We start from the raw sequence: 19480 nt of genomic DNA, 5'->3' as shown, positions 1-19480 counted from the left end.
CACCGTGGCCGGGCGCATGGAACGACAGCGTTCAAACGTGATAAGAGGTCAGGTCCAAAGGGGCGGAGGAAGACCCACTTCATGACCGAAGCTGCCAGCCACGAAGAGCCTGTTCCAGATCACGACCAGGATGGGCGCGAGCCTGTCAGGCGCATTCCCGACATCATCTCGCTGGTCAAGGATTCCTACAGCGAGTTGCGCCGGGCCGAGCGCCGCGTCGCCGATGTCGTGCTCGACGATGTCAAATACGCGGTCGACGCTTCCAACGCCGCCCTTGCCCAGCGCGCCGGGGTCAGCGAACCGACGGTGACGCGGTTTTGCCGCGCCATCGGCTGCGAGGGCGTGCGCGATTTCAAGCTCAAGCTGGCTCAGAGCCTCGTCGTCGGCGCGCTCTATTTGGCCAAGTCGCCGGCGCCGGGCAGCGGCAACGGCATGCCATTCTGGAATGCCGTGTTCGGCGAGGCGCGCCGGGCGCTGCAGGAGGCCGAGCGGCAGCTCGATCCGGTTGAACTGGAAAAGGCCGCCGAGCTGATCGCCAAGGCGCGCCAGGTCACGGTGTTCGGGCTGGGCGGCAGCTCTTCGGCGCTGGCGCAGGAAACCCAGTACCGGCTGTTTCGCTACGGCATCACGGTCAATGCCCAGTGCGACCCCTATCTGATGCGCATGACCGCCTCGACCTTGAAACCCGGCGACCTGGTGATCGCGATCTCTGCGACCGGGCGCACGCGCGAGGTGATCGAGGCCGTCGAACTCGCCAAGCATTACCGCGCCAACGCCGTCGGCGTGACCGCGCCCGACACGGAGCTCGCGCGCGCCTGCGACGTCAGGCTGACGGTCGCGGTGCCGGAATATCCCGACACGCTGAAGCCGACCGCCTCCCGCTATGCCTTTCTGGCCATGATCGACCTGCTCGCCGTCGCCGCGGCCTACAAGCTCGACGCCTCGGCGCGCGAAACGGTGCGCCGCATCAAGTACAACGCCCAGATCCACCGCACCGGCAAGGAGATGGAGCCGCTGGGAGATTAGGGCACATCTTCCACCTTCTCCCCTTGTGGGGTGAGCAGCTGGTTCGCGCAGCGAATTCATCGTGCCGGTGGCACGATGAAAGGCGGCGAACGCTGGGACGCTGCGAAGCAGCGGGGACCCGGCGGGGTGGATCGGCCACCCCCCGGCCCTTCGCAGGCTCCGGGCGTTCGAAGCTCGAAAAGCCAAGCAATTGGCTTTTCGTCCGCTACGCAGACCGCTTCTCACCCCGCAAGGGGAAAAGGAAGGACCGCGCGATACCAAGCTGAGGAAAGAGGAAAAGACATGCTCGAAATAGCACCGACGAAACAGGCAGCCGCATGGCTCGAATCCCTGGCACGCGCGCTCGCGGCCGGTGACGTTTCGGCAGCAAGCAACCTGTTCGTCGACGACTGCTACTGGCGCGATCTGCTGACCTTCACCTGGAACGTCACCACCATGGAAGGCCGCGAAGCGATCGCCGACATGCTCGAGGCAACGTTCGCCACCACGAAGTCGACCGCATGGCAGCTCACCGGCGAGGCGACCACCGACGAAGGCACGATCGAGGCGTGGTTCAGCTTCGAAACGGCGGTGGCCTGGGGACAGGGCATCGTGCGCCTGCGCGACGGCCGTTGCCGGACCTTGTTCACAGCGATGACCGATCTCAAGGGGTTCGAGGAGCGCAAGGGCGCCGAACGGCCGCTCGGCGTGCGCCACAAGGCCGACCCCGAGCGCGAGACCTGGTCGGAGGCGCGGGCGCGCGAGACGCGCGAGCTCGGCGCATCCGAGCAGCCCTATTGCCTGGTCATCGGCGGCGGCCAGGGCGGCATCATGCTCGGCGCGCGGCTCAGGCAGCTCGGCGTACCCACCATCGTCATCGAGAAGAACGCGCGGCCCGGCGATTCCTGGCGCAACCGCTACCGCACGCTCGTGCTGCACGACCCGGTCTGGTACGACCATCTGCCCTATATTCCGTTCCCGGAGAACTGGCCTGTCTTCACGCCCAAGGACAAGATGGGCGACTGGCTGGAAATGTACACGCGCGTCATGGAGCTCAACTACTGGGTCGCCACCAAATGCCTCAGCGCTTCCTATGACGAGGCCGAAAAAGTCTGGACCGTGGTGGTCGACCGTGTCGGCCGGCAGATCACGCTGAAGCCGAAGCACATCGTCTTCGCCACCGGCGCCTATGGCCCGCCCCGAAAGATCGACCTGGCCGGCGCGGACCGGTTCAAGGGCGAATTGCTGCACTCCAGCCAGTATGCCAGCGGCGAGAAATTCCGCGGCAAAAAGGTTGCGGTCATCGGCGCGGCAAGTTCGGGGCATGATGTTTGCGTCGACCTCTGGGAAAGCGGCGCAGATGTCACCATGATCCAGCGCTCGCCGACCACCGTGGTCAAATCGGACACGCTGATGGAGGTCGGCTTCGAGATCTTCTCGGAGACCGCGCTGGCGCGCGGCATCACCACCGAGAAGGCCGACATGATCGTCGCCTCGACCCCGTTCGCGCTGGTGCCCAAGGGCCAGCGCGCGCTCTACGAGGTGATCAAGGCGCGCGACGCCGCCTTTTACGACCGCCTGCGCGCCGCCGGCTTCGCCCTTGATTTCGGCGACGACGAGACCGGCCTGCTGATGAAGGCCTACCGCACCGGCTCCGGCTATTACATCGATGTCGGCGCCTCGGACCTGATCATCGACGGCAAGATCGGCATCCGCAGTGGCGTCGCCATCAAGTCGCTGACGCCGAACGGCATTCTGTTCGAGGACGGCAGCGAACTCAAGGCCGACGCCATCGTCGCCTGCACCGGCTACCAGTCCATGAACGAGAATGTCGCGGCACTCGTCTCGCGCGAGGTCGCCGACAAGGTCGGCCCGTGCTGGGGTCTCGGCTCGGGCGTCAAGGGCGATCCCGGCCCCTGGCAAGGAGAGCTGCGCAACATGTGGAAGCCGACGGCACAGGAAGCGCTCTGGTTCCACGGCGGCAATCTGGCGCTGTCGCGCTTCTATTCGAAATACGTGGCGCTGCAGATCAAGGCCCGGATGGAGGGTATCGCAACCCCGGTTTATGGGAAGCCGAGCAATGCTTCGCGTCGGACCTGAATCGAGCCGGCGCTCTGGACCAGCACCCTGGATCGAATTCTCTCGCAAAGTCTGAGATGCGAGGAGGATTTTCCGCTACAATGGCCGTAACTCGGGGGAGGAACGCGGATGGGGTGGTTAAGAGGGCTACGCATAAGGTTGGGCCTGAAGAAGGATCCGTTGCCACCCCTTCCAGGTGTCGAGATCGGTCGCCACACCTACGGTCTCACGAAGGAATCGTTCTTCGTCCCGCATCGCAACGTGCCGGTGCGAATAGGCTCGTTCTGTTCAGTCGGCCCAGGCGTTCTCTTCATCTGCGCGGCCGGCCACCGTCTCGACACCGCGACCACCTATCCGATCCAGTTTGTGGACGGGAAGATCCACAATGCGCCCGGCACAACCGGCAAGGGGCCAATCACGGTCGGTCACGACGTTTGGATCGGTGCCCGCAGCATTATTCTTGCCGGCGTGACGATCGGCAATGGCGCGGTGATCGGCGCGGGCAGCATCGTCACCAGGGACATTGCGCCCTATGCCATCGCGGTCGGCAATCCGGCTCGTGTATTCCGATATCGTTTCGCGCCTGAGATCATCGAGCGCCTGCTATCCTTGCAGTGGTGGAACTGGAGTGACGATCTGATCCGCGAACGCGTCGAGCTGTTGACGGCGATGGGTGTCGAGCGTTTCTTGAATGCGCCGGGCATCGCGTAATTACGACCCGGCGTAATGGTATCGGCGGTCAATCAGCCGCTGCACGCAACGTGGCCTTCGCGGGCGGATCAATCGTGCCGATGCCCGAAATGCCGGGCCGCCACCTCGACATGCGTATGCGCGGGATGCGCCTCGAAACGCTCCGTCTCGTCATGGTCGGGCGTCTCGTTCGGCCACCATGTGCCGCCGATGACGATGCCTTCCGACACCAGCCGCTGGTCGGCGACAAGCGAGGCGCCGATCGCGTCGACGAAGGTGAAGCGGCCCGGGCGCTGCCGGAGCACGGCGACGTCGCCGACCGTGCCGACAGCCAGCGTGCCGAGGTCCGGCCGTGCGATCGCCCGCGCCGGGCCTTGCGTCGCCGCGCGCAGGGCTTCGACCAGCGGCATGCCGAGCGCCATCAGCTTCGACATGCAGACCAGTATGTCGAAGGCCGGACCGTCGACACAGTAGAGATGCACGTCGCTCGAGATCACGTCGGGCGCCAGCCCCTCGGCGAGCATCGCCCGGGCGACGTCGAAATCGAACGATCCCATGCCGTGGCCGAGATCGAAGATGACGCCGCGCTCGCGCGCCAGCCGCATGTCGGGCCGCACCGCGCCGGAGGCGAAGACCGGCGCGTTGGGAAACGGGCGGAAGCAATGGGTGAGGATGTCGCCCCGGCGCAGGCGCGGCAGCACTTCGGAGCGGCCGGGCGGCGGCTCGTCTATATGCGCCATCAGCGGCAGGCCTGCTTTGTCGGCGGCCTCCAGCGCGAGATCGACCGGGGCGATGCCGCTGGTGCCGCCGGCATGCTTGCCGGAGCGGACTTTGACGCCGACCACGACATCGGCGTGCTCGCGCGCGGCGGCAACCACCTCGCGCGGCTCGCAGAGCCTGAGATCGCCGCATTCGCCGACCGACACCGTCTGCGAGAAGCCGAAAATGCCGGCAAAGGAAATGTTGACATAGGCCAGGATGCGCACCTTCGAACGCTCCATGACGTGGCGGCGGAAGCCGAGGAAATTGCCGGCGCCGGCACTGCCCGCATCGATGAAGGTGGTGGTCCCGCTCTTGGCCGCCAGCCGGTCGGCATCGACGCCGAGCGAGGTGCCGCCCCAATAGACGTGGCTGTGCAGGTCGATCAGGCCTGGCGCAACGATGCAGCCCGTCGCATCGACCACCCGCGTGGCCCGATCGGCCGGAATGTCGGCATCGACCGCCGCGACGCGGCCATTGGCGATGGCGACGTCGCGTGGCGCATCGAGGCCAGCCGCCGGATCGATCAGCCGTCCGCCCTTCAGCAGGAGGTCGAATTGCATTGGGGGAACCTCCGCTTCGTTGTCTTTGTCAGACCGGCCGGTAAGCGACGGCCTCGACTTCGATCTTGATGTCGATCATCAGCCGCGACTCGACCGTGGTGCGGGCCGGCGGGTCCTTGGGGAAGTGCCTGCCGTAGACGGCGTTGAAGGCGCCGAAGTCGCGCGCGTCCTCGAGCCAGACCGTGGTCTTCACCACATCGTCCATGGTGCAGCCGGCCAGCGCGAGCGCGGCCTTGACGTTGGCAAGCACCTGCTCGGTCTGTTCCGTTATGCCGCCCTTGACCACGATGCCGTCGCTGCCGACCGGAACCTGGCCCGAGACATAGACGAAGTCGCCGGCCCGCACGGCGGGCGACAGCGGCACATGGGACGTTCCAAAAGTCTGCTTGGGCAAGGGGTGACCTCCTGTGATAACGCGACACCGCGCCTTTGGCGCGGTCGCCTTGGCCGAGATTTACCCCGATCGGGACGATCCGGATAGAGGCCTTGTTGGAAAGCAACATTCTTCGAAGTCCACGTTGCTTTATTACAGAAGCGCCTGCATCGTGCGTGCGCCGGGCGGCTCCCGAAACCGCCAAGGATCCGTGCCTTCCCGACTGGAGAAACCACAATGACCTTCGACAAGAACCCGTTTCCACCAGGCGATGCCGACCGCCACGCGCTGTGGGAGATGCTGGTGCGGCGCGACATCGACGCCTTCATCGGCCAGGACTGGCCGATGGTCGAACATGATTTCCTCGCCGAAAGCTTTTTCGGCATGCACGCGCATTTCCTGCCCAACGCCGACGCCTGGCGGCTGCAATTCCCCAGGCTGGAAATCTATCGCGACGAGTGGCTGCGCCAGGCCAGGGAGACGGCGGCCACGGAATTCGCCGAGCCGCTGCGCGAGGCGCTGTTTCGCGTCACCAATTTGCGCGACATCGATGTCGACGGCGACCGCGCCGTGCTGCACAAGAAGTTCGACGGCACCGTCGCCAAGGCGGATGGCAGTGTCGACCGGCTGAAATGGCAGACGCTGTATTTCTGCAGGAAGGTCGCAGGCAGTTGGAAGATCGCGGGCTTCGTCGGCTACATGCCCTATCCGCTGGGCGGCTGAAGCAATTCCAGGAAAACTGTGAAGCGGTTTTCCGTCCGGAATTGCGTCCGCTCTGAAGCCGCCCTGGAGACAGGTCGCGTCACCATGATCAGTAGAGCGTGATGAAAGCCGGAAACAGCAGGCCGGTGTGCCTGAAATACTCGATCAGCTCGATGGCCGGGAAGATGGCGAGGAAATAGAGCCCGTCGAAGAATGTGCGCTTGAGCGCGCGGGGCGAGAACTGCAGCTGATCGTCGTCGCGGTAGAGCAGCGGATTTGGCCAGAACCGGGGAGTGGCCTTGATATAGGCGGCATAGGCCGGGCCGAACTTGCCCAGCAGGTATTCGGCCTCCTTGCGCGCCGTGAAACGGAAGATGAGGAAGCTGGCCACGCCAAGCACGCCGGCCGCCACCAGCGAGCCGTAGAGCAATCCGATGCCGATCGCGCCGATCGTCGAGAAGAAATAGAGCGGGTTCTGGCTCATTGAGAACGGTCCGGTCGAAACCAGTTCCTCGTTCTTCTTGCCGCCGACATAGAGGATGCTCCAGAGCCGGCCGGCGACGCAGGCGAGCACCAGACAGAAGCCGAGAAATTCAAGCGTTTCGTGGCCGTTCGAGCCTTCGCTCAGCGCCGGCTTGGTGAGGAACAGAAGCAGCACCGCGAGCACCGCCGCCGCCCGCACGAAGATCAGCCGCTTGCGCTGGGCGAAGGCCTCCGTGACCGGCTTGAGGGAAGCGTAGCTCATTCGTGTTTTCCTGGGGCGACAGGCCCGGGAGCACTGGGGCACGCCATTGATGGCGGATACAAGGCAGTGGCTTTCTATCAGCGCACCACGCGGCTTTCGTAAAGGCCCTTTGGCTGACCGGCACCCATTCTTACGAAATTGTATGCCGGCGGACAGGCCGGCGTGACGTCGCTTCCCTATTGTCGAGATGCCGGCCCGCCATTTAGGGGCCGGCTTCGATTACCGCAGCCGGACCGCCTTCATCAGATGGGCTGGTATCAGCAAAGGGGAATGGTTTCATGAGAAGATTTGCACTTGCCGTCGCAGTGGGCATCCTCGCCGTCTCGGCCTCGATTTCCACCGTTTATGCGGCCACCGCGCCTTGCGAGGACACGCTGAAGGCCCTTCGGGCCGCTGAAGCGGCAGCCAAGCTCAGCGCCACCGACAAGAACAAGGTCTCGGAGCTGGAGGCCAAGGGTATCGAACGCTGCAACGCGGATGACGACAAGCGCGCCGACGATTTCTTCGCCCAGGCCATGAAGGTCATGGGCAAGTAACCCGCCACAGCCATCGAGGATTTCGGCCATGCTCGCGCCCCACACCCATCCCGCCGCACCCGCCCACAACAGGGTTCCGGACGTCACTCTCGATTTCTGGCTGATCAAGCTGATGGCGGTCACCATGGGCGAAACGGCTGCCGACTATCTCGCCGTCAATCTCGGGCTCGGGCTGACCGTCACCTCGCTGATCATGACCGGCGTCCTGATCGTTGCCCTTGTCCTGCAGTTCGCGCAGAAGCGCTACGTTCCCTGGGCCTACTGGCTGGCGGTGGTGCTGATCAGCGTCGTCGGCACGCTGATATCAGACAACCTCGTCGACAATTTCGGCGTGCGCCTGCAGACCACGACGATCGCTTTCTCGGTCGCGCTCATCGCGACTTTCGCGGTCTGGTACGCCAGCGAAAGAACACTGTCGATCCACACCATCTTCACCACCCGCCGTGAGATCTTCTACTGGCTGGCGATCCTGTTCACCTTCTCGCTCGGCACCGCCGCCGGCGATCTCGTCGCCGAGAGCTTCGAGATGGGCTATCTGACGTCGGGTCTCATGTTCGGTGGTGTCATAGCGCTGATCGCGCTTGCCTATTACCTCGTCCATCTCGACGCCATCCTGGCCTTCTGGCTCGCCTACATCCTGACGCGGCCACTCGGCGCCTCCTTCGGCGATTTTCTGTCGCAGCCGGCCGAATATGGCGGCCTCGGCTTCGGCACCACCTTCACCAGCCTGATCTTCCTTGGCTGCATCATTGCCCTCGTCCTCTACATGACCCTGAAGAAGACCGACGACGAGGCCGACGAAATCCTGCTCGAGTCGGATTAGGCACAGGCGGTTGCGCTGGCGTTGACAATTGTCGAAACCCCACCGCTTCGTCATCCTCGGGTCTGTGCCGCGTCACTACGCCCCTTGCTCCGCCCAGGGACGAAGGTTTGTGCCATCCTAGGAACGGAACCGAGCCGGTGATAGCTTGTCGCCAATATCGGCAATCAACCGGAACAATGATGCGACTTCTGCTTGTCGAGGACGACCACAGGACGGCCGACTACATCGTCAGGGGGCTGACCGAGGCCGGGCATGTCTGCGACCTGCTGCGCAACGGCCACGACGCGCTGTTCGCGGCGACCAGCGGCACCTACGACGTGATCGTGGCCGACCGGATGATCCCCGGTCTCGACGGCTTGTCCCTGGTCAAGGCGATCCGGGCGGCGGGGGTACGCACGCCGGCGATCTTCCTGACCTCGATCGGCGGCATCGACGACCGCGTCGAAGGTCTGGAGGCCGGCGGCGACGACTATCTGGTCAAGCCCTTCGCCTTTTCCGAGCTGCTCGCCCGCATCAACGCGCTCGGACGCCGTCCGGCGGCTCAGGAACAGAAGACGGTTCTGCGGGTCGCCGACCTCGAGATGGACCTGATCATGCGGCGCGTCGTCAGGCAGGGCCAGCCGATCGACCTGCAGCCGCGCGAGTTCAGCCTGCTGGAGGTGCTGATGCGCGGCGAGGGCCGCGTCATCACCCGCACCATGCTTCTGGAGCGCGTCTGGGATTTTCATTTCGACCCCAGGACCAGCGTCGTCGAGACCCATATCAGCCGGTTGCGCGCCAAGATCGACAAGCCGTTCGAGACCCCGCTCATCCACACAGTCCGCAACACCGGCTACAGCCTGCACGCATCGCCTTCGCCATGACCGCGACATGGGTCCGCCTGCTGCGCAGCACGCCGTTCCGGCTCGCGCTGACATTCGCCTTCCTGTTCATGCTTGCCTTCGTGCTGTCGGGCGCCATCGTCTACCAGATGATGAGCGCCGATCTCGCCGAGCAGCTCGACGACACCATCCGGGAGACCTACTCGGTCATCGCCGCGACCTATGCCGACAAGGATCTCAAGGAACTGGTGGAGACCGTCCAAAGCCACTCGGCGCGCAGCCTGAAGAAGGAACAGCTGTTTTCGCTTACCGACGCGGCCGGCGACCGCCTGGCCGGCAACTTCACCGCGGCGGGACTTCCCGACGGGTTCTCGGCCTTCGACGCCGTATTGCCCGGCGTGCCGCCGGACACCGGATATCGCGCCTTTTCCGGCGCGGTCGGCGGCAACACCCTGACGGTCGCCTTCAGCCTTTCCGAGACGGAGGAGTTGGAGACGATCATGCTGATGAGCTTCGGCTGGGCCACTCTGATCATCACCGGCCTGGCGGTGGCTGGCGGCGCCCTGCTCGCCTCGCGCGTCCAACGCCGTCTCGATGGCATTGCCGCCACCATGGTCGATGTCTCGCATGGCCGGCTGGACACCCGCATTCCGCTGACCGGCAAGGGCGACGACATCGATCTCGTCTCCATCCAGGTCAATGCCGCGCTCGACCGGCTGTCGGGCCTCGTCGAAGGCATGAAGCAGGTCAGCGCCAACATCGCGCACGATTTGAAGACGCCGCTCAACCGGCTGCAGATGATCCTGGAGAGCGCGGCCGACAAAGCCGGGCAGGACCAGGACGTTTCCGGCGATCTGGCGGACGCGCGCACCGAGGGCCATCAGATCAACGAGACCTTCGACGCGCTGTTGCGGATCGCCCAGATCGAGGCTGGCGCGCGCAAGGCGCGCTTCACCGATGTCGATCTCGGCGAAATCCTGGAAACCATCGCCGAGATCTATGCCGACGTCGCCGACGATGACGGCAAGTCACTGTCATTGGTGCAGCCGCGGGAGGTGGCGGACCGCATCCATGGCGATCGCGAGCTGCTGACGCAGATGTTCGCCAACCTGGTCGAAAACGCGCTGCGCCATTGCCCGCCGGGCACGACGATCAAGCTGTCGGTGGCGCGCCAGGGCGGACATTTCGTCGGCAGCGTCGCCGACAATGGACCAGGCATTCCGACCGAGGAGCGTGAAAAAGTGTTCCAGCGGCTCTACCGTTTGGACCACAGCCGCTCGACGCCAGGCAGCGGCCTCGGTCTCAGCCTGGTCAGGGCAATCGCCGACCTGCATGGGGCATCGATAGCACTGGAGGATTGTCGGCCTGGGCTGGCGGTGGTGGTGAGCTTTCCCATCGCAATGGATTAGCCGGCGAAGTCGCAGCCGATCTCCCCCCTTGCGGGGGAGATGCCTGGCAAGGCAGAGGGGGGTGCTGTCCCGCCAACCTGTCGATGTCTGGCGACCAATCGGTAGGCTCACGCCTACAACAAACCGGGCGAGGCCGGCGTTCCTTCACACCCCCCTCTGGCCTGCCGGCCATCTCCCCCGCAAGGGGGGAGATTGGCTGTATCGCCCTCACCGCTCTATCCTTGTCGACAGGATGATCGACGACGAGGTCCGCTCGACGCCGTCCATGGCGCCGATCTGGTCGAGCAGCGCGTCGAGGTCGCGGATCGACGGCGCGTCGACTATGACGATCATGTCGAAATTGCCGCTGACGGAATGCAGCGTCCTGACCGGCGGCAGTGCCTGCAGGGCGCGCACCACCTTGTCGGCGAGCTTCGGCGTCACGGTGAGCAGCACATGCGCCTTGACCAGCCCCTGCTCATAGTCGGCGGAGAGCTTGACGCCGTAGCCGGCGATGATGCCGCGCTGCTCCAGCCGCTCGATCCGGCTCTGCACAGTGGTGCGCGATACGCCGAGCTGGCGCGCCAGTTCGGCGGTCGAGGCGCGTGCGTTGGCACGCAGCAGGGAAAGCAGGGCTTGTTCGGCTTCACTGAGCATTTCGACGAATCCCTTCGGCAATTCAGCTAAAGATAGGTTTCACTCTGCCAGATTCCACGCTTCCTTTCGACAGGCAAGCTGCGATTCTATTCCCACAATCAGCTTTGGTTCGAGGGATCAGTCATGAAGAAAATCATCGTCGTCGGCGCCGGCAAGATCGGCTCGACCATTGCCGAGATGCTTGCCGCAACGGGCGACTACCACGTCACCCTCGTCGACCGCTCGGCGGCGCAGCTCGCCGCGGCCGAAGTGTCCGATGGCGTCGAGACGCTCGAACTCGACATCGCCGCGACAGGCACGCTCGAAGCAGCGCTCGCCGGCAAGTTCGCGGTGCTGAGCGCGGCACCCTTCCATCTCACCACGCGCATCGCCGAAGCGGCGGCCAGCGCCGGCGTGCACTATCTCGACCTGACCGAGGACGTGGTCTCGACCCGCCGCGTCAAGGAGCTGGCGCGCTCGGGCAAGAGCGCCTTCATTCCCCAATGCGGCCTCGCGCCGGGCTTCATCTCGATCGTCGCCAACGATCTCGCCAGCCGCTTCGACACGCTGGAAAGCGTGCGCATGCGCGTCGGCGCGCTGCCGCAATACCCGTCCAACGCTCTGAACTACAATCTGACCTGGAGCACCGACGGCGTCATCAACGAATATTGCGAGCCGTGCGAGGCGATCGTCGAGGGCGAGCTGGTCGAAGTGCCGCCGCTGGAGGAGCGCGAGGAGTTCTCGCTCGACGGCGTCACCTACGAGGCGTTCAACACCTCGGGCGGGCTCGGCACTTTGGCCGAGACGCTGAAGGGCAAGGTGCGGACGCTGAACTACCGCACGATCCGCTACCCCGGCCACGCCGCGATCATGAAGGCGCTGCTCAACGATCTTGGCCTGCGCCATCGCCGCGAGGTGCTCAAGGACATTTTCGAGAGCGCCCTGCCGGCGACGCTGCAGGACGTGGTCATCGTCTTCGTCACCGTTTCCGGCCGCAAGAACGGCCGCCTGCTGCAGGAAACCTACGCCAACAAGATCTATTCGAAGCGGATCGGCAGCGTGGTGCGCAGCGCCATCCAGATCACCACCGCGTCCGGCATCTGCGCCGTGCTCGACATGCTGGCCGACGGCAGCCTGCCGGCAACCGGCTTCGTCAAGCAGGAAGAGATCGCGTTGGACGCATTTCTAGCCAACCGCTTCGGCCGCGCCTACGCCCAGCACGAGATGGTGAGCCGGCTAGCGAGCTGAGCCTTTCACCCTCCCCCTTGTGGGGAGGGTCGGCTCGCAGTCGGAGCGAAGCGGAGATTGCGAGACGGGGTGGGGGAGCGCTGGCGGAAGGTGAGTACCCCCACCCCGCTCCGCTTCGTGGATCGACCCTCCCCACAAGGGGGAGGGTGAAGAACCCTCAAATATGCAGCGCGTGCCCTAGCGCCTTGAGCGCCGCCTCCTGGAATCCCTCACCCTGCGTCGGATGGGCATGGATCGTCCCGGCGATGTCCTCCAGCCGCGCACCCATCTCCAGCGCCAGCCCAAAAGCCGCCGACAGTTCCGACACGCCTTGCCCGACCGCCTGAATGCCGAGCACCAGATGATTGTCGGCGCGCGCGACGACGCGAACGAACCCATCCTCGCCCATCTTCGTCATCGCCCGCCCATTGGCGGCGAACGGGAACAGGCCGATCTTGATCTCGCCGCCGAGCGCCTTCGCCTCTTCCGGTGACAGGCCCGCCGTCACCAGCTCCGGATCGGTGAAGCAGACGGCGGGGATTGAGCGCTTGTCCCAGCTGCGCTTGTGGCCGGCGACGATCTCGGCGACCATTTCGCCTTGCGCCATCGCCCGGTGCGCCAGCATCGGCTCGCCGGTGACGTCGCCAATGGCGAAGATGCCGCGCATCGAGCTGCGGCACTGGTCGTCGATGCGGATGAATTTCCCGGCCATGTCGAGGTCGATCTGGTCGAGCCCCCAGCCTTCGGTCACCGGCTTGCGGCCGACCGTGACCAGGATCTTGTCGGCGGCAATTTTGGCGCTCTTGCCGTCCGCGGTCTCCACCAGCACCGCATCGCCTTTGACGCCCTTGGCCTTGGCGCCCAGCATCACTTCGACGCCGAGCTGGGCGAGCCGTTTCACGACAGGCCGGGTGAGTTCGGCATCATACTGCGCCAGCACGCGCGGCAAGGCCTCGACCACGGTCACCGCCGTGCCCATCTTGGCAAAGGCCATGCCGAGTTCCAACCCGATATAACCGCCGCCGACCACCGCGAGCTTCTTCGGCACCTCGCTCAAAGCCAGCGCATCGGTCGATGAAATCACCGGCCCGCCGAACGGCAGGAACGGCAATTCGACAGGCGCCGAGCCCGTCGCGATGACGATCGCCTCGGCGCGGATCACCTGTACGCCGGTCTCGGTCTCGACCGCGACGGTCTTGCCGTCACGGAATGTCGCCCAGCCATGCACGGTCTTCACGCCGGCCTTCTTGAGCAGGCCGGCAACGCCGCTGTTGAGCCGGCTGACGATGCCGTCCTTCCAGGCGACGGTTTTGCCGAGGTCAAGCGTAGGCGCGGCGACCGAAATGCCGAGCGGGCTCTTACCGCCGGCCATGTGCGCGACCTTCTCGAACTCTTCCGCCGCATGGATCAGCGCCTTCGACGGAATGCAGCCGACATTGAGACAGGTGCCGCCCGGCTTGCCCACCTCGACGATCACCGTATCGACGCCGAGCTGCCCGGCGCGGATAGCGCAGACATAACCGCCCGGACCGGCGCCGATGACAAGCAGCTTGCAGGAGATTTCTTTCATCTTGGCTGTCCTTTCGGCGAACGCCACGGCGCGCCTTCCCTTCTCCCCTTGTGGGAGAAGGTGGATCGGCGCTTTAGCGCCGAGACGGATTTGGGGTGCTCCAGCGGAGTGAGGCGTTGGTGTTTCAGCGGAATGAGACGTCTGCGTTCCCTGGAACACCCCTCATCCGTCGCCTTCGGCGCCACCTTCTCCCACAAGGGGAGAAGGGGGAGCCTGGATCCCGACGCTTCGTGCTTCGCGATCAACATCCCCCTCAATCCACGAAGATCAGCGCTGGGGTTTCCAGCAGCGCCTTGATCCGCTGGATGAACACCGCCGCGTCCCAGCCGTCGATCACCCGATGATCGAAGCTCGACGACAGGTTCATCATCTTGCGCGGGATGAACTGGGTGCCGTCCCACACCGGCCGCACCATCATCTTGTTGACGCCGATGATCGCCACTTCGGGATGGTTGATGACCGGCGTCGTCACGACGCCGCCCATGGCGCCCAATGAGGTGATGGTTATGGTCGAGCCGGACAGCTCGTCGCGGCTCGCAGTACCCGACTTGGCCGCTTCGGCCAGCCTGACAACCTCGGCGCCGCAATCCCAAATGTCGCGCGCCTCGGCATGCTTGACCACCGGCACCACAAGCCCCGACGGCGTCTGCGCGGCGATGCCGATATGGATGCCGCCATGCTGGTGGATGATGCCGGCCTCGTCGTCGAACAGCGAATTGAGCTGGGGCTGCTCCGATATCGCCTTGACCATCGCCCGCATCAGGAATGGCAGCAGCGTCAGCTTGGGCCTCTCCGCACCCCCCTTGCCGGAGCGCTTCTCCTTGTTGAGCGCGGCGCGCAATTCCTCCAGCGCGGTGACGTCGATCTCCTCGACATAGGTGATGTGCGGGATGCGCGACTTGGACAGCGACATCTTCTCGGCGATCTTGCGCCGCAAGCCCACCACCTTGATGTCCTCGACCGCGTCGTTGCGGGAGAGGCCCGATGCCTTGGCGACCTGCGGCCCACGTGCCAGGAACGCCTCGATATCCTCATGGCCGATGCGGCCCGCCGGGCCTGTTCCCGCGACCTGCCTGAGATCGATGCCGGCCTCTTTGGCCCGCAGGCGAACAGCTGGCGATGCCAACGGCTTTTCACCCTCTGGACGCGGCGCGCCGGAGACGGATATCTTTGCCGAACTTTTCGAAGCGGCCGCGGCGGGTTTCGCCTCCAGCACACTGGCCTTCGGCTGAGCTTTCGCGGTCGGCGCGGCGCTTTCGGGCTTCGGCGTCGGAAGCTTCGCCGGAGGCTCGGGGGTCACCGCCTCGGCGTTGGCACCGCCCTGCGGCTTTACGTTCCCCTCGCCTGCCACTTGCAGCCGCACGATCGGCGAACCGATCGCCACCGTGTCGCCGATCTCGGCGCCCAGCCAGACGATCTCGCCATCGACGGGCGACGGAATCTCGACCGTCGCCTTGTCGGTCATGACGGCGGCGAGCACGGTGTCCTCGCGCACGATGTCACCGACCTTGACGTGCCATTCGACAAGTTCGGCCTCGGCGACGCCCTCGCCGACATCGGGCAGCTTGATGATGTGTTCGCCCATCCTAAGCTCCCATCGTTTCAAGTAGAGCGCGGCCGACCCGCGCCGGTCCAGGGAAATAGTCCCACTCCTGCGCATGCGGATAGGGCGTGTCCCAACCGGCGACGCGGGCCACCGGCGCTTCCAGATGATAGAAGCAGTTTTCCTGCACCAGCGCCGACAGCTCGGCGCCGAAGCCGGAGGTCAGCGTCGCTTCATGCACGATGACGCAGCGCCCGGTCTTCTTGACCGAGGCCACGATCGTGTCGAGGTCGAGCGGCAAGAGCGTCCTCAGGTCGATGATCTCGGCATCGATGCCGGTCTCCTCGGCCGCTGCCTGCGCGACATAGACCATGGTGCCGTAGGCGAGCACCGTGACCGCCGAGCCCGCCCTGCGGATCGCCGCCTTGCCGAGCGGCACGGTATAATGGCCGTCGGCGACCTCGCCGAGCTCATGCTTCGACCACGGCGTCACCGGCCGGTCGTGATGGCCGTCGAAGGGGCCGTTGTAGAGCCGCTTCGGCTCGAGGAAGATCACCGGATCGGGATCCTCGATCGCCGCGATCAGCAGCCCCTTGGCGTCATGCGGGTTGGACGGCACCACCGTCTTCAGGCCGGACACATGGGTGAACAGCGCTTCCGGACTCTGGCTGTGCGTCTGGCCGCCGAAAATGCCGCCGCCGGTCGGCATGCGCACCACGATCGGACAGGTGAAGTCGCCATTCGAGCGATAGCGCAGCCTGGCTGCTTCCTGGGTCAGCTGGTCGTAGGCCGGATACATGTAGTCGGCAAACTGTATTTCCACGCATGGCTTAAGCCCATACGCTGCCATGCCGATGGCCGAGCCGACAATGCCGGATTCGTTGATCGGCGCGTCGAAGCAGCGGCTCTTGCCGTATTTGGCCTGCAGGCCCTGCGTACACCGGAAGACGCCGCCGAAGAAGCCGACGTCCTCGCCGAACACGACGACCTTGTCGTCGCGCCCCATCGACACATCCATGGCATCACGGATCGCCTCGATCATGGTCCGCCTTGGCATGGCTTCAGACTCCCGCCTGCTGGCGCTGGCGCCGGAGATGCGGCGGCATTTCGGCGTAGAGCCCCTCGAACATGTCCCGCGTCGACGGCTTGCCCCCGGCATGCAGCGTGCCGTGGCTTTCGGCCTCCTTCTGCGCCGCGATCACCGTGTCGAGGATTTCAGCCTCTGCCTGCGCGTGCCGTTCGTTCGACCAGACACCGAGCCGGATCAGGTGGTTCTTCAGCCGCATGATCGGGTCGCCGAGCGGCCACGCGTCGGATTCGGTCTTCGGCCTATAGGCGGAAGGATCGTCCGAGCTCGAATGGGCTCCGGCGCGGTAGGTGACATATTCGACCAGCGTCGGCCCAAGATTGCCGCGCGCGCGCTCCGCCGCCCATTTGGCCACGGCATGGACGGCGAGATAGTCGTTGCCGTCGACGCGCAGCGAAGGGATACCGAAGCCGAGGCCACGTGCGGCAAAGGTGCCCGAGCCGCCACGCGCAATGCCCTGGAAGGTCGAGATCGCCCACTGGTTGTTGACCACATTGAGCACGACCGGCGCCTTGTAGGTGGAGGCGAACACCAGTGCGGAGTGGAAATCGGACTCCGCCGTCGAGCCGTCGCCGATCCAGGCGGCGGCGATCTTGGAATCGTTCGAGATCGCCGAAGCCATCGCCCAGCCGACCGCCTGGATATACTGCGTCGCCAGATTGCCGGAGATCGAGAAGAAGCCGTGCTCCTTCGAGGAATACATGATCGGCAATTGCCGGCCCTTCAGCGGATCGGCCTCGTTGGAATAGATCTGGTTCATCATCGTGACCATCGGATAGCCGTCGGCGATGAGCAGGCCGGCCTGCCGATAGGTCGGGAAGTTCATGTCGCCCGGCGATAGCGCCTTGCGGAAGGCGCAGCTCACCGCCTCTTCGCCGAGATGCTGCATGTAGAAGGATGTCTTGCCCTGCCGCTGCGCCATCTGCATGCGCGCGTCGAATGTCCTGAGCGTCATCATGTGACGCAGGCCCTCCAGCAGCTCCTCGTCGGTGAGCAGCCCGGCCCACGGCCCGACCGCCTCGCCATCGCGGTTCAGCACGCGGATGATCGAGAAGGCCATGTCGCGGGTGCTGCGCGGATCGACGTCGATATCGGGGCGCGGCACCGAACCGGCCGATGCAATGGTCACATTGGAGAAATCAGGCGTGCCGCCCGGCCGCACTTCCGGCTCGGGAACATGGAAACGCAACATCCCAGCATCGGTCATGACCTTTGTCCTCCAATGTTGCCCAGTGCCGATACTTGCACATCCGCGCCGCCAGACCAGTGCGAATTCGCTGGGGCAGGCCTCGCGCATCGGACCAGCCACGCCGGCCGATCCAGCCTCCCGCGCACAAGATGTAGATATGTCCGCGAAATTTCTTGTCGATGTTGGGCGGCGGTGCGCAATTTGGCGCAAGCTTGGGCGGGGTTTGTCGGAAGATAAGGCGATTGGCTGGCAAGCTCGCGCCTTTCCTCTCCCCCGTCGATCGGGGGAGAGGTGTCGAGCGAAGCTCGACGGAGTGGGGGTCGACCAGCTTCCGCTGAGCGCCGCTCGCTCGAGTTCTTGCTCGCCAGCGTGTGCCGTCTTGCGGCGGCGCGATTGACGAGCGGCTTCCCCCACTCCGTCGCTGCTTCGCAGCGCCACCTCTCCCCCCTCCGGAGGGAGAGGAAGGGTGCCTGTCCGAACCGGATAGATAGGTAACAGAATGGACCTGATGGATGGGTGACAGTTTTCTCCTTCGCTGGGAGGACCGGCGATGGTTTGGCGAGAGACTGGCATCATGGACGAGCGACTTCGGTTTGTTGTGGACTGCCTGGCAGGTGAGGAGACGATGAGCGAGATTTGTGCGGCCTACGGCATCTCTCGCAAGATCGGCTACAAGTGGCTTGGTCGCTATCGTGCGTTGGGCCCGGAAGGTTTGCGCGATCTGCCACGGGCGCCGCTCAATCACGGCCGGGCGACGGCTCTGGATCTGGTGGAACGGATCGTGGCGGCAAAGGAGACGCATCCACTGTGGGGGCCCAAGAAGATCGTGGCGCGGCTCAAGCGCACGGCCCCCGAGCTGCGCTGGCCGTCAGCTTCGACGGCGGGTGCCATCCTTGCACGACATGGGCTTGTGGGCGCGCGCAAGCGGCCACGGCTGCGGGCCTGCGGCAACGGCCCTGGCCGCCGGCCGAGGAACCGAACGCAGTGTGGACTGGCGACCACAAAGGCTGGTTCCCGACCGGCGACAAGCGGCGTTGCGAGCCCTTGACGGTGATGGATGCGTCAAGCCGCTATCTTCTGGCGCTGGAAGCAACGGGCTCGACGGCCGATGCCGAGGCCTGGCCGGTGTTCGAGCGGTTGTTCGAGGAGCATGGGCTGCCGGATCGCTTCAGAAGCGACAATGGCCCGCCGTTCGCGTCGGCCGGCGTCGCCGGGCTGACGCCACTTGCCGCGCGCTTCGTCAAACTTGGCATCGTGCTGGAGCGGATCGCACCCGGCAAGCCGCAGCAGAACGGCCGCCATGAGCGCTTTCATCTGACCATGCTGCCGCTGGCCAAGCACCCGCAAGCCGACAGAACAGCTCAGGGTCGAGCCTTCGAGGCCTTTCGGCGCAGCTACAATGAGGAGCGACCGCATGAGGCGCTGGCCATGGACACTCCAGCCCAGCATTACCGCCGCTCACAGCGCCTCATGCCAAGAACGCCACCCGAGCCCGATTATCCGGCCGAGGCCGCGGTCCGCCACGTGCGCCACAATGGCGAGATCCGATGGAATGGCGGCTTCATCTATGTCTCGCAAACACTGGCCGGTGAAGCGGTCGCGGCCACCGAAACCGAGGATGGCCAATGGGCGCTTTCCTTCTATGCCCATCCCCTGGGCATCATCGACACGAGGCGCATGAAGCTCGTCCGCCGCAGCGCCGCGCCAACCAAACCGCTTGGCGCTGCGGCGGACGAATAGAGGG

General features: G+C 65.0%; 17 protein-coding genes and 1 pseudogene. 10 read left to right on the top strand and 8 right to left on the bottom strand.

Annotation, left to right across the window (positions count from 1 at the left end):
- The first annotated feature begins 81 nt into the window (after positions 1 to 81).
- From AC0NIH_RS04355 to AC0NIH_RS04345, 3 genes are all read left to right on the top strand, one after another.
- A complete protein-coding gene (locus tag AC0NIH_RS04355; RefSeq protein ID WP_023780908.1) occupies positions 82 to 1026 on the top strand; it encodes a MurR/RpiR family transcriptional regulator in 945 nt (314 codons plus the stop codon).
- A gap of 282 nt (positions 1027 to 1308) precedes the next feature.
- Entirely contained in the window at positions 1309 to 3105 is a 1797-nt protein-coding gene (locus tag AC0NIH_RS04350) for an NAD(P)-binding domain-containing protein (protein WP_473460723.1), read from the top strand.
- A 138-nt stretch (positions 3106 to 3243) separates the two neighbouring features.
- Positions 3244 to 3795 carry a CatB-related O-acetyltransferase gene (locus tag AC0NIH_RS04345; RefSeq protein WP_318013308.1) on the top strand — a complete coding sequence of 184 codons (552 nt, stop codon included), beginning with the start codon at positions 3244 to 3246 and terminating at the stop codon, positions 3793 to 3795.
- A gap of 68 nt (positions 3796 to 3863) precedes the next feature.
- On the opposite strand, the gene AC0NIH_RS04340 is transcribed toward AC0NIH_RS04345, so the two are convergent.
- The gene (locus tag AC0NIH_RS04340; RefSeq protein WP_473460721.1) at positions 3864 to 5096 is read right to left on the bottom strand and encodes an amidohydrolase/deacetylase family metallohydrolase; all 1233 of its coding nucleotides are present in this window, start codon (positions 5094 to 5096) and stop codon (positions 3864 to 3866) included.
- A 28-nt stretch (positions 5097 to 5124) separates the two neighbouring features.
- Positions 5125 to 5490 carry a RidA family protein gene (locus AC0NIH_RS04335; protein ID WP_031250770.1) on the bottom strand — a complete coding sequence of 122 codons (366 nt, stop codon included), beginning with the start codon at positions 5488 to 5490 and terminating at the stop codon, positions 5125 to 5127.
- A 216-nt stretch (positions 5491 to 5706) separates the two neighbouring features.
- Here AC0NIH_RS04335 and AC0NIH_RS04330 point away from each other — a divergent pair, with 216 nt between their 5' ends.
- Positions 5707 to 6192, top strand: a complete 486-nt coding sequence (locus AC0NIH_RS04330; protein ID WP_023769022.1) for a hypothetical protein — start codon at positions 5707 to 5709, stop codon at positions 6190 to 6192.
- Positions 6193 to 6280: 88 nt separating this feature from the next.
- Here AC0NIH_RS04330 and AC0NIH_RS04325 read toward each other — a convergent pair whose 3' ends face one another.
- Entirely contained in the window at positions 6281 to 6916 is a 636-nt protein-coding gene (locus AC0NIH_RS04325) for a methyltransferase family protein (RefSeq protein WP_473460718.1), read from the bottom strand.
- Positions 6917 to 7194: 278 nt separating this feature from the next.
- On the opposite strand from AC0NIH_RS04325, the gene AC0NIH_RS04320 reads away from it, so the two are divergent.
- From AC0NIH_RS04320 to AC0NIH_RS04305, 4 genes are all read left to right on the top strand, one after another.
- Positions 7195 to 7452 (top strand): hypothetical protein, encoded by a 258-nt coding sequence (locus tag AC0NIH_RS04320; RefSeq protein WP_473460716.1) that lies wholly within the window; start codon positions 7195 to 7197, stop codon positions 7450 to 7452.
- 28 nt (positions 7453 to 7480) lie between these two features.
- Positions 7481 to 8275, top strand: a complete 795-nt coding sequence (locus AC0NIH_RS04315) for a COG4705 family protein (RefSeq protein WP_473460714.1) — start codon at positions 7481 to 7483, stop codon at positions 8273 to 8275.
- A 179-nt stretch (positions 8276 to 8454) separates the two neighbouring features.
- Complete coding sequence (locus tag AC0NIH_RS04310; RefSeq protein ID WP_473460712.1) at positions 8455 to 9138, top strand: winged helix-turn-helix domain-containing protein; 684 nt, start codon at positions 8455 to 8457, stop codon at positions 9136 to 9138.
- On the top strand, positions 9135 to 10505 hold the full coding sequence (locus AC0NIH_RS04305; protein ID WP_473460710.1) for a HAMP domain-containing sensor histidine kinase: 1371 nt from the start codon (positions 9135 to 9137) through the stop codon (positions 10503 to 10505). The genes AC0NIH_RS04310 and AC0NIH_RS04305 overlap by 4 nt, the downstream gene beginning before the upstream one ends.
- A gap of 207 nt (positions 10506 to 10712) precedes the next feature.
- On the opposite strand, the gene AC0NIH_RS04300 is transcribed toward AC0NIH_RS04305, so the two are convergent.
- Positions 10713 to 11141 carry an Lrp/AsnC family transcriptional regulator gene (locus tag AC0NIH_RS04300; RefSeq protein ID WP_023769017.1) on the bottom strand — a complete coding sequence of 143 codons (429 nt, stop codon included), beginning with the start codon at positions 11139 to 11141 and terminating at the stop codon, positions 10713 to 10715.
- A gap of 123 nt (positions 11142 to 11264) precedes the next feature.
- Here AC0NIH_RS04300 and AC0NIH_RS04295 point away from each other — a divergent pair, with 123 nt between their 5' ends.
- The gene (locus tag AC0NIH_RS04295; protein ID WP_473460708.1) at positions 11265 to 12368 is read left to right on the top strand and encodes a saccharopine dehydrogenase family protein; all 1104 of its coding nucleotides are present in this window, start codon (positions 11265 to 11267) and stop codon (positions 12366 to 12368) included.
- Positions 12369 to 12525: 157 nt separating this feature from the next.
- Here AC0NIH_RS04295 and lpdA read toward each other — a convergent pair whose 3' ends face one another.
- The 4 genes from lpdA to AC0NIH_RS04275 all read right to left on the bottom strand — a co-directional run bounded on the left by lpdA (position 12526) and on the right by AC0NIH_RS04275 (position 17754).
- Positions 12526 to 13917 (bottom strand): dihydrolipoyl dehydrogenase, encoded by a 1392-nt coding sequence (gene lpdA, locus AC0NIH_RS04290; protein WP_473460706.1) that lies wholly within the window; start codon positions 13915 to 13917, stop codon positions 12526 to 12528.
- Positions 13918 to 14170: 253 nt separating this feature from the next.
- Complete coding sequence (locus AC0NIH_RS04285; protein ID WP_473460704.1) at positions 14171 to 15502, bottom strand: dihydrolipoamide acetyltransferase family protein; 1332 nt, start codon at positions 15500 to 15502, stop codon at positions 14171 to 14173.
- Between the two features lies 1 nt (position 15503).
- The gene (locus AC0NIH_RS04280) at positions 15504 to 16517 is read right to left on the bottom strand and encodes an alpha-ketoacid dehydrogenase subunit beta (protein WP_023769013.1); all 1014 of its coding nucleotides are present in this window, start codon (positions 16515 to 16517) and stop codon (positions 15504 to 15506) included.
- A 4-nt stretch (positions 16518 to 16521) separates the two neighbouring features.
- Entirely contained in the window at positions 16522 to 17754 is a 1233-nt protein-coding gene (locus AC0NIH_RS04275; protein WP_473460702.1) for a thiamine pyrophosphate-dependent enzyme, read from the bottom strand.
- A 532-nt stretch (positions 17755 to 18286) separates the two neighbouring features.
- Between AC0NIH_RS04275 and AC0NIH_RS04270 the strand changes: the two are divergent.
- A pseudogene (locus tag AC0NIH_RS04270) lies at positions 18287 to 19476 on the top strand (integrase core domain-containing protein).
- The last annotated feature ends 4 nt before the right edge of the window (positions 19477 to 19480 follow it).

The organism is Mesorhizobium sp. WSM1386 (genome assembly GCF_055901595.1).
The sequence above is the reverse complement of the archived record's forward strand: the minus strand, read 5'-3'. Positions and strand labels throughout refer to the sequence as shown.

Bases quoted from the DNA above. Each gene is read 5' to 3' on its own strand.
- AC0NIH_RS04275 (WP_473460702.1), bottom strand. From the start codon at position 17,754: ATGACCGATGCTGGGATGTTGCGTTTCCATGTTCCCGAGCCGGAAGTG.
- AC0NIH_RS04310 (WP_473460712.1), top strand. From the start codon at position 8,455: ATGCGACTTCTGCTTGTCGAGGACGACCACAGGACGGCCGACTACATC.
- AC0NIH_RS04355 (WP_023780908.1), top strand. From the start codon at position 82: ATGACCGAAGCTGCCAGCCACGAAGAGCCTGTTCCAGATCACGACCAG.
- AC0NIH_RS04340 (WP_473460721.1), bottom strand. From the start codon at position 5,096: ATGCAATTCGACCTCCTGCTGAAGGGCGGACGGCTGATCGATCCGGCG.
- AC0NIH_RS04295 (WP_473460708.1), top strand. From the start codon at position 11,265: ATGAAGAAAATCATCGTCGTCGGCGCCGGCAAGATCGGCTCGACCATT.
- AC0NIH_RS04350 (WP_473460723.1), top strand. From the start codon at position 1,309: ATGCTCGAAATAGCACCGACGAAACAGGCAGCCGCATGGCTCGAATCC.
- AC0NIH_RS04320 (WP_473460716.1), top strand. From the start codon at position 7,195: ATGAGAAGATTTGCACTTGCCGTCGCAGTGGGCATCCTCGCCGTCTCG.
- AC0NIH_RS04300 (WP_023769017.1), bottom strand. From the start codon at position 11,141: ATGCTCAGTGAAGCCGAACAAGCCCTGCTTTCCCTGCTGCGTGCCAAC.
- AC0NIH_RS04325 (WP_473460718.1), bottom strand. From the start codon at position 6,916: ATGAGCTACGCTTCCCTCAAGCCGGTCACGGAGGCCTTCGCCCAGCGC.
- AC0NIH_RS04330 (WP_023769022.1), top strand. From the start codon at position 5,707: ATGACCTTCGACAAGAACCCGTTTCCACCAGGCGATGCCGACCGCCAC.
- AC0NIH_RS04315 (WP_473460714.1), top strand. From the start codon at position 7,481: ATGCTCGCGCCCCACACCCATCCCGCCGCACCCGCCCACAACAGGGTT.
- AC0NIH_RS04305 (WP_473460710.1), top strand. From the start codon at position 9,135: ATGACCGCGACATGGGTCCGCCTGCTGCGCAGCACGCCGTTCCGGCTC.
- lpdA (WP_473460706.1), bottom strand. From the start codon at position 13,917: ATGAAAGAAATCTCCTGCAAGCTGCTTGTCATCGGCGCCGGTCCGGGC.
- AC0NIH_RS04285 (WP_473460704.1), bottom strand. From the start codon at position 15,502: ATGGGCGAACACATCATCAAGCTGCCCGATGTCGGCGAGGGCGTCGCC.
- AC0NIH_RS04280 (WP_023769013.1), bottom strand. From the start codon at position 16,517: ATGCCAAGGCGGACCATGATCGAGGCGATCCGTGATGCCATGGATGTG.